Source organism: uncultured Psychroserpens sp., assembly GCF_947500255.1.
Lineage (GTDB): Bacteria > Bacteroidota > Bacteroidia > Flavobacteriales > Flavobacteriaceae > Psychroserpens.
The window spans coordinates 108,190-122,076 of record NZ_CANMRL010000007.1 but is presented as its reverse complement, the minus strand read 5'-3'; the positions used below and the strand labels follow the sequence as shown (position 1 = coordinate 122,076).

The window sequence follows — 13,887 nt, the reverse complement described above, 5'->3', positions numbered from 1 at the left end:
TTAGATACTAATAGCTGTTGTATGTTTTACTTCATTGATCATGAAAGCGCTATGTGTACTTCCAATATGGCTAATACTGGTAAGCTTTTTCACCATAAACTCTCTAAATTCGTCCATGTCTGCTACTAAAACTTTTAATAAATAATCATAATCACCACTAATATGATAACACTCTAATACTTCATCTAATTTAGTTACTTCCTTTTCAAAATCAACGACATAGTTCTTAGTATGTTGGAGCAACTTTATACTACAAAAGGTCACAAACCCTTTATCTACAATTTTTTTATCGATAAGTGTAACATATTTGGAAATAACACCCTCTCGCTCTAATTTTTTAATTCGCTCATAGACCGCTGTTACAGAAAGGTTTAATTTATTAGATAATTCCTTATTTGTTTGTTTGCTATCCTCTTGAAGAAAATGCAATAATTTTTTATCAATAGCATCCAATTGTATCATTTTGAAAAATTTTCAGTTTTGTAAATCGAAACTCAATAACCTAAACAAAAATAACTATTAAATGGCAATTATATAGTTTTATTTTCTAAATATGACTTTAATCATTGATATATAATCTAAATAGAACGACTTTTGATGTCATATAAACTAGGCTTCGATTATATTTAGCCAACTAAACGATACTCTAATGGCTTTTAAACCAGCTAACAACATTCAAGACTTACAATATTTTGGTGAATTTGGAGGTGTTAATCCTTCCATATCAGATTCATCTACTTATACATTTTTATCTGCAAAAACGATGTTCGATACATTTGAAGGTAATGCAGATGGTTGTTATTTATATTCACGTCACTCCTCACCTTCCAATTTATATTTAGGTGAAGCTTTAGCTGCAATGGAGGGTACCGAAACTGCTAATGTTTCAGCTTCAGGAATGGGAGCTATAACACCTGTATTAATGCAACTTTGTGGAGCTGGAGACCATATCGTATCTAGTAGAACAATTTATGGTGGCACCTATGCTTTTCTTAAAAATTTTACACCTCGATTTGGTATTGAAACCTCTTTTGTAGACATCACAAAACTGGATATTGTAGAGTCAGCAATCACTAAAAACACGAAAGTATTATACTGCGAATCTGTAAGTAACCCATTATTAGAAGTTGCAGATATAAAAGGACTTGCAGAGATTGCTAAACGTCATAATTTAAAACTTGTAGTCGATAACACCTTTTCTCCTTTGTCTATTTCTCCAGCTAAATTAGGAGCAGATGTGGTGATACACAGTTTGACTAAATTTATTAATGGGTCTAGTGATACCGTTGGCGGAGTGGTATGTGGTACTCAAGAATTCATCGATGATTTAAGAAATGTTAATGATGGCGCCTCAATGTTACTAGGATCAACAATGGATAGTTTACGCGCATCTTCAGTATTAAAAAACTTAAGAACATTACATATCCGTATGCAACAGCATAGCTATAATGCTACATATCTTGCAGAAAAATTTGAACAAGATGGACTAAAAACCGTGTATCCAGGATTGGCTTCACATCCATCTCATGAGTTATTTAAGTCAATGATGAATGAAAAATATGGTTATGGAGGTATGTTAACCATTGATGTTGGGAGCTTAGATAAAGCTAATGAGCTCATGGAAATGATGCAAGAGAAGAACCTTGGTTATCTTGCCGTAAGCTTAGGGTTTTATAAAACACTATTCTCGGCTCCAGGAAGCTCAACATCTTCTGAAATTCCTGAAGAAGAGCAAAAGGAAATGGGATTAAGTGATGGCTTAATACGTTTCTCAATTGGTTTAGATGCCGATATTGAGCGTACTTACCAAATTATGAAGAGCTGTATGATTGAACTAAACATTCTAATTCCTGAATTAGTATAGTCTACTTCAATCCAGTCATTTTTAGGCACATTTAGTTTGTAAAGATTTGTAGTAAGCTAATTCATTAGATAACTCTACTGTTTTACTTTGTACATCTTTCTTTAGGTCATAATATTCTTGAATAACCGAAGGCAAGGTATTCTCTTCTTGATATCGAGATTCTAATTCTGAAAGAAATATCAATGTTTCTAAGTTCTTTTTTAGTTTCCAATTCAATAAACGTATTTGAGAATCATAATCGTATTGTTTAAAAGAATCTAAATATAAAGTGGGTAACATACTGATAGCTAATTAATTATTGTTACTATTTGGACACCATAATTAATGAAGGTCACAACAATTCGATATAAAGTAAATTTCAATGTTTAAAGGATAGGAAAATCCGACAAAGTGCTGATACTAAGTACAAATCTTTCATTAAAGACGGGTGAAAACAGTTTAATACATCGTAATTATTTTCCTTTGAGTCGTTCCCAAAGTGCTGACATGGTAAAACTAAAATCCTCCATTTCTGGTTCAAAAGGTTTCATATCTAAACGTCCTTCAGACTCGTAAAGTTTTAAATTAAAAACAGATTTATAACCTTCACGTGTTTTTACCAAAGGATATCTTAGGTCATTATATATAAACTCTCCATTGTCTAGTTCCTGAACATTATAATAATGGTTACTAAACCATGACAAATATTCTATATCACTATCATAACGTGTATTTAACAATCGTTTTTTAGAAATAGTTCTCCATTCTGAAAACTGATTAGATTTGTCCAGTAATGAATAAAAAGCAACTTGATAATCGGTTTCGGTTTCGGCTATGCCATACCATAAAATATTATTCAAAATAGAAGGTTGAGCACTGAAACGCTTATATGTAATATTTTGCTCGGCTAAAGACGTCTCAAATACATTATCAATATGAAGTTTATTAAAAATCGTAAATATCATATAAGCCGAACTTATACCTATACCTAGCTTAAGCCATAGTCGGCGTGTATTATTTTGTCGATTAAAAAACATCAAAATAATCATACATAATAAAAATGGTGTAGTATATAGTAAATCGGCCACCGCAATATTATTAAACGCTACACGGTAATTTGAAAATGGTGCGAAGAGCTGTGTGCCATAAGGTGTGAAGCAATCCAAAATTGGATGCGTAAATAACGACCAGAAAAATAATGATATCCAATCTTTTTGGGTCGTTGTATCCAATCGTTTACCTCTATCATATAATTTATGAACTAGCCATCCTAACAGAAAAGCTGCCAAAACAGAAAACAAAATAGAATGCATAAAGCCTCTATGGAACAACATGGCATCAATCTCATTGTTATGTAAAAGACTTCCAATAAATACGTCCAAATCGGGAATGGTTCCACCAATAGCACCAAACAATAAAGCTTTATTTCCAATTTTTTTACCTAAAACTGCCTCTCCGCAAGCAGCACCTAAAACAATCTGAGTTAATGAATCCATTTACATTTTGAGAATTGAAATGTAAAAGTACGGAACAATTATGATTTGCAGAATAGACAACATTATCGTAACATTACAAGCACAAATAGTCACTAAAACCAAATGAGCGAAGACAATAATATCTCAGAATTTAAAGCTAAAGATCAGAACATCGTTGAAAATAAGGAACTTAATTTCTATGAGGCTCTGATTCCTGTTGTTATACTAATGGCACTACTTGCTTACAACATCTTTTTTGTTGAGAGCCAAGAGTGGTTTGGCACTTACACTAATCAAATAATTTTATTGCTTGGAGGGCTAGTTGCAGCAGCAGTAGGCTTTTTTAATAAAGTGACTTTGGGAGGTATGATCAAAGAAATTTGGGAAAACCTCAAAAGTGTTTTTGTACCTATCATGATTTTATTTTTAGTTGGAGCACTTGCAGGCACTTGGCTTATTAGTGGTGTTATTCCTGCTATGGTCTATTATGGTCTTCAAGTGTTAAGCCCAGAAATATTCTTGCCAGCTTCAGTTGTGATTGCCGCTGTGATTTCGATTGCTACTGGAAGCTCATGGACAACCTCTGCAACTGTTGGTATTGCCCTTGTTGGTATTGGAACAGCATTAGGTATTAATCCAGGAATGATTGCTGGTGCTGTTATTTCAGGCGCCTATTTTGGAGATAAAATGTCTCCTTTAAGTGATACTACAAACCTCGCTCCTGCTATGGCTGGAACAGATTTGTTTACGCATATAAAATACATGGCTTTTACAACGGTTCCAACAATTATTGTGACATTGATTGTTTTCGGAATTATAAGCGTTTCTATAGAATCTACAGGAAGTTCAGACACGACATTTATATTAGGTGCAATAGATAACTATTTCAATATTACACCTTGGTTATTCTTGGTTCCGGTTGCTGTAGTTGGGTTAATTTTACTCAAAACAAAACCCTTAGTCGCGCTCGCTTCTGGTGTAGTTTTAGCTATCGTTTTTGCGTTTATTTTTCAACCAAAACTTATTGATACAATAACAGATTCTTCAACCAAAACTGTTGTGAATTCTATATTTACAGATACAAATATTGAAATTTCTGATAAAGAATACTTAGCAGCCTTATCTGAAACCGATTTAGAAAGAATCAATAATGATGAAGGTCGGCTAGCTAATCTTTTTTCAGATGACGATCTAAAAGGACTTTATACAATTGAAAGTTTAAAAGAATTTTTCTCTTCCGATTATCAAGATGCTTCTATTATTCAGACCAAAGCTGAAAATTTAGACAAATTAATAACGATTAAGCGACTTAAAAAACTTTTTAGTTCTGGTGGAATGAATGGAATGATTTGGACTATCTTACTAATTGTTTGTGCTATGGTGTTTGGAGGTATCATGGATGCCATTGGAGCCTTAGCTAGAATTACCAAAGCTTTATTATCGGTTGCTACAACAGTATTTGGATTATTTGCAAGCACAGTTATTAGTTGCCTTGGGCTTAATGTTATTGCTTCAGACCAATACCTTGCACTTGTTATCCCTGGAAAAATGTTTAAGCAAGCCTATGAGGACAGAGGTTTAGCTCCTGAAAATTTAAGTAGAACTCTTGAAGATTCTGGAACTGTAACTTCGGTATTAGTTCCATGGAACACCTGTGGTGCATACCAATCTGGAGTTTTAGGTGTAGATGTGAGTCAGTATTTCATGTATGCTATCTTCAACTGGTTAAGTCCGTTCACGACATTATTATTTGCCGCTTTCCGAATAAAAATTAGACAAATTTCAGGTAAATTGAACTAAACTATAGTGAGATAAAATTAAATGATATGCATCATTTTTTTGAACAGTTCGATTGACTATATTTGCAGCCAAATTTAAAATTTAACTCAAAAAAAACATATTAAAAAATGGCTGTATTAGTAGGAAAAAAAGCACCTCAATTTAATGCACAAGCGGTTGTAAACGGTCGCGAATTTGTAACTAACTTTTCTTTAGATCAATTCATTGGTAAAAAACACGTTGTCTTATTCTTTTACCCAAAAGATTTTACATTTGTTTGTCCAACTGAACTACATGCATTTCAAGAAAAATTAGATGAATTCAAATCTAGAAATACTGAAGTAATAGCTGTTTCAACAGATACAGAACAATCACACTATGGTTGGTTACAGATGGATAAAAACAACGGAGGTATTAAAGGTATAACATATCCTCTAGTTGCAGATACGAACAAAACGATTTCTAAAAATTATGACGTTTTAGCTGGAGATTACTTCTATGATGAAGATGATATGCTTCAAGCTGAAGGCGAATTAATTGCTTATCGTGGATTATTCTTAATTGATAAGGAAGGGATTGTACGTCACCAAATCGTAAATGACTTACCATTAGGTAGAAATGTAGATGAAGCCTTACGTATGGTAGATGCTTTACAATTTGTTGAAGAGAATGGTGAAGTTTGTCCAGCAAACTGGAATAAAGGAAAAACTGGAATGCAAGCAACTCATGAAGGTGTTGCAGAATTTTTAGAAAAGCACGTTAACTAAATTGCATTATCACTTATAAAAAAAGCTACTTAAACTAAGTGGCTTTTTTTTATTAAGAATATATTATATTTTCAAAAGCTTGACCAGATTTTTGAATCCTTTCTCAACGGCATGATCATAAGCTGTTCGTCCTTCATTGTCTTTTATATTTTTATCAGCACCTGTCTCCAATAGCAATTTTATGATTTCTTCTTTATTATACATTGTCGCAAATATCAATGGTGTCGTTCCCATATTATTAACAACATTAATATTAGCTCCATGTTGAATTAGAGTTCTTGCTAATTTTTCATTCCCTTTAAAACAAACACCAATTAATGCTGTATTACCTGTAGCATCTTGGTCATCAATTTCAGCATTATTATCTAATAAAACTTTAGTCGCTTTTTCATTATCAAAATATGTTGCAAAAATTAATGGTGTAAAGCCACGTGAGTCTTTTGCATTGACCAACTGCGGATTGATATTTAAAAAGGCCTGAAGCCTATCTGGTTCTCCAGCACGTATAGCATTGAAAAACAAATCTGTATCTTTCATTATAGTAAATTTTAATTAAAAAAGGATGAGTTAATAACCCATCCTTATTCTTAATTTAGCGTTATAATTATTTTAAATCGAAACGGTCTAAATTCATCACTTTAGACCAAGCAGCAACAAAATCATTTACAAATCGTTGTTCTCCATCATTTGCGCCATATACTTCACATACAGCTCTCAATTCTGTATTAGAACCAAATATAAGGTCTGCTCGTGTTCCTTTAAATTTAACTTGTCCCGTTCTACGATCTTTTCCTTCAAAAATTCTATCGTCCTCAGAAGTGGCACTCCATGTATAGGTGAAATCTAAAATATTGACAAAAAAGTCATTAGTTAAACGTCCTACTGTGTCAGTGAACACGCCATAATTAGACCCATCATAATTTGCTCCTAAAACTCTTAACCCTCCAACTAAAGCGGTCATTTCAGGAATAGAAAGCGTTAATAGATTTGCTCTATCAACTAATAAGTCTTCTGCAGCTACTTCAAGATTAGCTTTGATATAATTTCTAAAGCCGTCAGCTAAAGGTTCTAAATAACCAAATGATTCTAGATCTGTTTGGTCTTGTGAAGCATCACCTCTTCCTTGAGTAAAATCAACTGAAATATCATGACCTGCCTGCCTTGCAGCTTCTTCGACGCCAGCATTACCAGCTAAGACTATTAAATCTGCCATAGAAATTGTACCACTAAACTCATTTTGTATAGCCTCAAGTACATTTAAAACTTTATTTAATTCTGATGGGTTATTTACTTCCCAACTGCGTTGTGGTTCCAATCGTAATCGACCACCATTAGCTCCTCCTCTCATATCAGAACCTCTAAATGTAGAAGCCGAAGCCCAAGCAGTAGTCACTAATTGTGATACTGAAAGCTCAGAAGCCAAAACCATTTTCTTTAATGAGGATATATCAGAATCTGATAAGTTATAATTTACTGATGGAATAGGATCTTGCCACAAGAGCTCTTCTTGAGGAACCTCAGGACCAAGATAACGTGAAATAGGTCCCATATCTCTATGAGTTAATTTATACCAAGCTCTAGCAAATGCATCTTCAAAAGCTTTATGGTCGTTATGGAAACGCTTAGATATTTCTAAAAATCCAGGGTCTATTTTTAAGGCCATATCTGCTGTAGACATCATTAAGGCTTGTTTGCCATTTGGATCACCCGCTTTAGGTGCCATAGGAGCTCCTGAATTTGCCGTTGGTGTCCATTGATGTGCTCCAGCTGGGCTTTTTGTTAATTCCCAATCATAATTTAACAACACATCAAAATACTCATCATCCCATCGCGTTGGATGTGGTGTCCAAGCACCTTCCAATCCACTTGTAATAGTATCATCCAAAACACCAGTCCCAAAAGTATTCTTCCATCCAGTACTCATTTCTTCTATTGATGCTCCATGAGGCTCTGTTCCAACATATTGATCGGGATCAGCAGCTCCGTGTGCTTTTCCAAAAGTATGTCCGCCAGCTACCAAAGCAACAGTTTCTTCATCATTCATCGCCATACGACCAAAAGTAATACGAATATCATGAGCCGATTTTAAAGGGTCTGGATTTCCGTTTGGACCTTCAGGATTTACATAAATCAATCCCATATGAACAGCACCTAGATGTCCTTCTAAATCACCATCACTTGTATCATAGCGTTCATCATTATCTAACCAACCTGTCTCACTTCCCCAATATATATCTTGTTCTGGTTCCCAAACATCTTCTCGTCCTCCAGCAAAACCAAATGTTGGGAATCCCATAGATTCTAAAGCACAGTTTCCTGCTAAAATCATTAAATCTGACCATGAAATTTTATTTCCGTATTTCTTTTTTACTGGCCATAATAACAAACGTGCCTTGTCTAAGTTGCCATTATCTGGCCAACTATTTAATGGTGCAAAACGGTGAGTCCCTGTACCAGCTCCTCCTCTTCCATCACCAACACGATATGTACCTGCACTATGCCAAGCCATTCTAATCATAAACCCTCCATAATGCCCATAATCTGCTGGCCACCAATCTTGAGAATCTGTCATTAAATCAATGACATCCTGTTTTAAAGCCTTGAAATCAAGACTATTAAATGCCTTTGCGTAATCAAAATCGTCTCCCAATGGATTGGATTTAGGTGCATGCTGACGTAAAATATTTAGCTTTAATTCGTTAGGCCACCAATCGCGATTTTTGGTTCCTCCTCCTGCTGTTTTCTTTTGTGTTCCACTTAAAAAAGGGCATTGACTTGCATCACCATTCATATGGTGATCTTCGTTGTTATTCATGATTATATTGTTTAGATGATTCTTTGATTCTATAAAGTTAGAAAATTTACGTCCTAAATTAAAGGAGTTATACATTTTTTAAAATTATATCATGATAGGTAAAATTTATCAATATGTGATTTTTTCATTAATATAATCTATGCCTAACAATATATAAAACTAAAATAGAGAACATGAAAAAAGCCACATTCATTCCGAACGTGGCTTTTTAACAACCTAACTAAATCAATCAAAATATTATCTAGCGATAATTACTTTATTTGTTTAACAAATTTAAAAATTAATTAAACAAAAATATAATCATTATAAAAATTTTAACGTTTAAATTAAGTATCTAAAGATTCAACAAGTGGTACATTTTTTGTAACTTATAGATTAAATAGAATACTAATATATGAACCATAACATTTAAAATTATGTCAGATACAACCTATACAAAAATATTTTCAGGAAATTTCATTATTGTCCAATTAGCATTAGACAGATTAAAAAGCGCTGGTATTAATGCCATTATAAAAGACGAATCTGAATCTGGAAGATTAGCTGGATTTGGTGCTTCAATACAAGGTTACCAAGAACTTTATGTAAGTGATGAAGAATTAGAACAAGCGAAAGCCATCATTGATAGCGTCAACGAAGAACTAAAATCTTAACATAGCTTGATATCAATTAAGCCGTTACCGCGTACATTTTTTCTCGTAGCTCCTTTATCTTTTTATCGCTCATGTATTCATCAAAAGTCATATAGCGATCAATAATACCGCTCGGAGTTAACTCGATAACTCTATTGGCTACTGTTTGTGCAAACTCATGATCATGTGTTGTAAACATTACAGTACCTTTAAAGTTCTTAAGAGAATTATTAAATGCTGTAATACTTTCTAAGTCCAAGTGGTTAGTTGGCTCATCTAGCATAAGCACGTTAGCTCTTACCATCATCATACGACTAAGCATACAACGTACTTTTTCTCCACCAGATAGTACATCTGCAGTTTTTAAAGCTTCTTCTCCACTAAAAATCATCTTTCCTAAGAAACCTCTAATATATACTTCCTCTCGCTCCTCTTCAGTTGTTGCCCATTGTCTTAACCAATCGACTAATGTTAATTTATTATTGAAGTATTCACTGTTGTCAAGTGGAAGATAAGATTGAGATGTTGTCACTCCCCAAGCATATTTACCAGCATCAGCTTTTTCTTTATTATTTATAATCTGATAGAACGCCGTAGTAGCTCTAGAATCTTTTGAATATACAACCACCTTGTCTCCTTTAGTCAGGTTGATATCTATATTTTGAAATAAGACTTCACCATCAATAGATCCTGCTAAGCCTTCAACATTTAATATTTGATCTCCTGCTTCTCTTTCACGCTCAAAAATAATGGCAGGATAACGTCTACTAGATGGTTTAATATCTGATATATTAAGCTTATCGATCATTTTTTTTCTACTTGTAGCTTGTTTTGATTTTGCTACATTAGCAGAGAAACGTCTAATAAATTCTTCTAATTCCTTTTTCTTTTCTTCCGCTTTTTTGTTTTGTTGTGCACGTTGTCTGGCTGCCAATTGAGACGATTCGTACCAAAATGTATAGTTACCTGAGAAGTGATTTATTTTTCCAAAATCAATATCAGAGATATGAGTACATACAGCATCTAAAAAGTGTCTATCGTGTGATACAACAATTACACAGTTATCATAATTAGCTAAAAAGTTTTCTAGCCATGAAATTGTTTCATAATCAAGATCATTGGTAGGCTCATCCATAATAAGCACATCAGGGTTTCCAAAAAGAGCTTGCGCTAATAGCACACGAACTTTTTGCTTACCATCTAGGTCATTCATTAAAGTGTAATGGAAATCTTCCTTAATACCAAGATTTGATAACATTGCCGCTGCATCACTATCAGCATTCCAGCCATTCATTTCTTCAAACGTAACTTGTAGTTCTCCTATTTTCTCAGCATTTTCATCTGTATAGTCCGCATAAAGCGCATCGATTTCAGATTTCAACTTAAACAAAGGTTTATTACCCATAATTACTGTTTCTAAAACAGTATGCTCATCATATAAGTTGTGATTTTGTTCCAAAACAGACATACGCTTACCAGGTTCTAAATGAACATGACCAGAAGTAGCATCTTGCTTTCCAGCAAGAATCTTTAAAAATGTAGATTTTCCGGCACCATTGGCTCCTATAATCCCATAGCAATTCCCATTGTTGAACGTCGTATTAACTTCATCAAAAAGAACTCTTTTTCCAAATTGAACCGAAAGGTTTGATACTGATAACATAATGCGTGTTTTAATTTCGCTGCAAAAGTAGAAAATTATGTTCATTGAGAGAAACTAAAAGCCCTTAATTTTATGAGTTCATTCGTTTCATAATTACAGTAAAATCAACATTTAACAACGTATTAACAAGACTTACTATTCGCAACGTTTATTTTTGTTGCAAATAGATAATGCCGACGATTTTAAATACTTATGAAACTATATTTAGTTACATTCTTAATATCATCTCTTTTTTTTGGTTGTAATTCTAATACTGAAAAAGGAGATACAGCCTATTTTGGTGGTGAAATAATTAATCCAAACAACAACTATATTACGATTTACTGTAATGAAAAAGAGCGTGATACAATTTATTTGGATCGAAACAATCGATTTCTCCACAAAATAGAAAACCTACAAACTGGTTTATATTCATTCACTCATGGCGGTGAGTATCAATCACTACTTATTGAACCTAATGACAGTATTCTATTTAGATTGAATACTAACGATTTTGATGAGTCACTTGTATATACTGGAGAAGGTTCAAAAAAGAACAATTACTTTATCAAAGCATTTTTACATGATGAAAATGAGAGTAAGAAATTTAGAAAACTTCAACATTTAGAGCCTGAAGAATTTGAAGTTCATATTAAAATGCAAAGGCAACAAAAAATTGAAAATTTAGAGCAATTTTTAGCGTCTCATCAAACCTCATCCTTATTTGCTAAAATAGCAAGAGCGAGTATCAATTATGATTATTATGCTTATAAAGAGCTATACCCGTTTGGTTACTTTGGTAATAATCAACTCATACACTTTAAAGATTTACCAGAAGGCTTTTACAGTTATCGCACTGATGTAAATTTTAATGATGCTAGCCTTAGCGGAATGTACTCATACAATCGCTTCTTACTTTGGTATTTTCAAAATATAGGACTTCAAAAATACTATGAAGATGGTTCACATCTTGCTTTTAATAGACATTCTTTAGACTATAATCTCGATAAACTTACAATGATTGATAGTGTTGTTCACAATGAGACCATCAAAAACTATCTCCTCATGTACGCAACTCGAGAGTTTGTTTTCAACAGTACAAATGCTGAAAAATCTAAAAGTATGTTAGATGCTTTTCTCGAAAAAAGTACCGACAATAAGAATGATGAATACTTAAGTGACCTAGTCGCTTCTACTATAAATCTATTCCCTGGAAATACAATTCCTACTATAGAGATTGTCGATTTTAAAAACAATGTATTGGATTTACATTCGGTAATCAATGAACCTACAGTTATTTATTGCTGGTCGTCAAATTTTAAATGGAGTTATAGAAATAATCATTATATGATGACAAAACTCAAAAAGGACTATCCGGAAATGAATTTTATTGCCATCAACATCAATGATATGAATACGGCTTCTTGGAAGAAAACATTGGAACTTTTAAAATTTCCTACTGCAAATGAATATATGTTCAAAAATCCAAATGAAGCCAAAAAGACATTCGCTATTGTTTATTCTCAAAAAGTAATTATTGTTGATAAAGACGGTACCATTGTAAAATCAAATGCCGACTTATTAAATGATAAAATTGCCTACCATATAGAAAAGGCTTTAGCATCTGATAAAAAAGCCTCAAAGAAATACACTTTGAAATAAAAAACTCCTGATTAATTCAAATCAAGAGTTTCTTATCTTTTTTTCTATTCTGAAATTTGTTTAGTTTCCCTTCTTATAATCTGCAAGAAACTTCTCTAAACCTATATCTGTTAATGGATGTTTTAATAAGCCCATTATCGAACTTAACGGTCCAGTCATAACATCAGCTCCTAATTTAGCACAATCGATTACGTGCATTGTATGACGAACTGAGGCTGCTAATATTTCGGTATCGAAACCATAATTATCATAGATCATTCTAATTTCGGCTATAAGATTTAAGCCATCTGTAGAAATATCATCCAAACGACCAATAAAAGGAGACACATAGGTTGCACCTGCTTTTGCTGCCAATAGGGCTTGACCAGGAGAAAACACCAACGTTACATTTGTCTTAATACCTTTATCTGTAAAATATTTGCATGCTTTTACACCATCTTTAATCATTGGTAATTTCACTACAATTTGGTCGTGAAGATCGGCTAGCGCTTCACCTTCTCTAATCATGCCTTCAAAATCGGTAGAAATCACCTCAGCTGAAACGTCGCCATCAACAATATTGCAAATATTAACGTAATGCTTCATAATATTATCATGACCTGTGATGCCTTCTTTGGCCATTAATGACGGATTGGTAGTTACACCATCCAAAATACCAAGATCTTGTGCTTCTTTGATTTGATCTAAGTTAGCTGTATCAATAAAAAATTTCATGTGTAGTTATGTTATAGTTGTGATTAAAATTACGGGACGAATTTACAATTTTATCACACCTTTATGAGAACATATTATCAAATGATATTAACAATACACCATCTAAGGGTTAATGCTTATCATATACTCTTTTGAAGTCGATTCAGAACATAAGGGATCATCATATTGATCTGTTTCGTAATCATAACTAACAGGTGGATCGACAAACAGAAGTACAGTAAATCTATATGTTCCGGGATTTGTAGGCAATCCTTCTATTGAGACCGTTCTGTAATTCACAAACATTTCTAAGCCTTCTGGTAATTCACCATCAATTTCAAAGAAATAGCCATAATCATCATCGCGTGGTTCATTTTTAATTTCTGCTTTGAATTCTTCGTAATAGTAAGTCTCTAATTCTCCAACACCAAAAGATTTGTTGGGCAACTCTGGTCGTCGATTAATAATGCAGTCAAGGAAATCCTCGCAACCAGATAGTGTAAATAAGCTTAAAACTAATAGTAGAGGTAATAGTCGTTTCATGATGATGAGTTTTTCAATTCATATCAAAAAACATAC

General features: G+C 33.3%; 13 protein-coding genes. 5 read left to right on the top strand and 8 right to left on the bottom strand.

The features are described 5' to 3' along the window. Entirely contained in the window at positions 1 to 459 is a 459-nt protein-coding gene (locus Q0783_RS17030) for an Lrp/AsnC family transcriptional regulator (protein WP_298897355.1), read from the bottom strand. 190 nt (positions 460 to 649) lie between these two features. Between Q0783_RS17030 and Q0783_RS17025 the strand changes: the two genes are divergently transcribed. Beyond that, complete coding sequence (locus Q0783_RS17025; RefSeq protein ID WP_298897142.1) at positions 650 to 1,864, top strand: aminotransferase class I/II-fold pyridoxal phosphate-dependent enzyme; 1,215 nt, start codon at positions 650 to 652, stop codon at positions 1,862 to 1,864. 21 nt (positions 1,865 to 1,885) lie between these two features. On the opposite strand, the gene Q0783_RS17020 is transcribed toward Q0783_RS17025, so the two are convergent. Beyond that, positions 1,886 to 2,143, bottom strand: coding sequence for a hypothetical protein (locus Q0783_RS17020; RefSeq protein ID WP_298897140.1), 258 nt, complete (start codon positions 2,141 to 2,143; stop codon positions 1,886 to 1,888). Positions 2,144 to 2,316: 173 nt separating this feature from the next. After that, positions 2,317 to 3,339 carry a metal-dependent hydrolase gene (locus Q0783_RS17015; protein ID WP_298897138.1) on the bottom strand — a complete coding sequence of 341 codons (1,023 nt, stop codon included), beginning with the start codon at positions 3,337 to 3,339 and terminating at the stop codon, positions 2,317 to 2,319. 102 nt (positions 3,340 to 3,441) lie between these two features. Between Q0783_RS17015 and Q0783_RS17010 the strand changes: the two genes are divergently transcribed. Next, the gene (locus Q0783_RS17010; protein ID WP_298897136.1) at positions 3,442 to 5,118 is read left to right on the top strand and encodes a Na+/H+ antiporter NhaC family protein; all 1,677 of its coding nucleotides are present in this window, start codon (positions 3,442 to 3,444) and stop codon (positions 5,116 to 5,118) included. Between the two features lie 107 nt (positions 5,119 to 5,225). Continuing rightward, positions 5,226 to 5,864, top strand: a complete 639-nt coding sequence (locus Q0783_RS17005) for a peroxiredoxin (RefSeq protein WP_298897134.1) — start codon at positions 5,226 to 5,228, stop codon at positions 5,862 to 5,864. A 63-nt stretch (positions 5,865 to 5,927) separates the two neighbouring features. Here the strand turns inward: Q0783_RS17005 and Q0783_RS17000 are convergent, their stop codons facing one another. Together Q0783_RS17000 and katG are read right to left on the bottom strand one after the other, a co-directional pair. Further along, positions 5,928 to 6,401: an ankyrin repeat domain-containing protein gene (locus Q0783_RS17000; RefSeq protein ID WP_298897132.1), complete on the bottom strand. Its 474-nt coding sequence runs from the start codon at positions 6,399 to 6,401 to the stop codon at positions 5,928 to 5,930. Positions 6,402 to 6,468: 67 nt separating this feature from the next. Continuing rightward, positions 6,469 to 8,679 carry a catalase/peroxidase HPI gene (gene katG / locus Q0783_RS16995; protein ID WP_298897130.1) on the bottom strand — a complete coding sequence of 737 codons (2,211 nt, stop codon included), beginning with the start codon at positions 8,677 to 8,679 and terminating at the stop codon, positions 6,469 to 6,471. Positions 8,680 to 9,095: 416 nt separating this feature from the next. Here katG and Q0783_RS16990 point away from each other — a divergent pair, with 416 nt between their 5' ends. Continuing rightward, positions 9,096 to 9,332 carry a DUF2007 domain-containing protein gene (locus Q0783_RS16990; RefSeq protein ID WP_230935548.1) on the top strand — a complete coding sequence of 79 codons (237 nt, stop codon included), beginning with the start codon at positions 9,096 to 9,098 and terminating at the stop codon, positions 9,330 to 9,332. Positions 9,333 to 9,348: 16 nt separating this feature from the next. Here the strand turns inward: Q0783_RS16990 and Q0783_RS16985 are convergent, their stop codons facing one another. Further along, a complete protein-coding gene (locus tag Q0783_RS16985; RefSeq protein WP_298897128.1) occupies positions 9,349 to 10,974 on the bottom strand; it encodes an ABC-F family ATP-binding cassette domain-containing protein in 1,626 nt (541 codons plus the stop codon). 192 nt (positions 10,975 to 11,166) lie between these two features. On the opposite strand from Q0783_RS16985, the gene Q0783_RS16980 reads away from it, so the two are divergent. Next, positions 11,167 to 12,615: a hypothetical protein gene (locus tag Q0783_RS16980; RefSeq protein ID WP_298897126.1), complete on the top strand. Its 1,449-nt coding sequence runs from the start codon at positions 11,167 to 11,169 to the stop codon at positions 12,613 to 12,615. A gap of 60 nt (positions 12,616 to 12,675) precedes the next feature. On the opposite strand, the gene fsa is transcribed toward Q0783_RS16980, so the two are convergent. Both fsa and Q0783_RS16970 read right to left on the bottom strand, forming a co-directional pair. Further along, positions 12,676 to 13,329 carry a fructose-6-phosphate aldolase gene (gene fsa / locus Q0783_RS16975; RefSeq protein WP_298897124.1) on the bottom strand — a complete coding sequence of 218 codons (654 nt, stop codon included), beginning with the start codon at positions 13,327 to 13,329 and terminating at the stop codon, positions 12,676 to 12,678. Between the two features lie 102 nt (positions 13,330 to 13,431). Further along, positions 13,432 to 13,851 (bottom strand): hypothetical protein, encoded by a 420-nt coding sequence (locus tag Q0783_RS16970; protein WP_298756766.1) that lies wholly within the window; start codon positions 13,849 to 13,851, stop codon positions 13,432 to 13,434. Positions 13,852 to 13,887 lie beyond the last annotated feature (36 nt).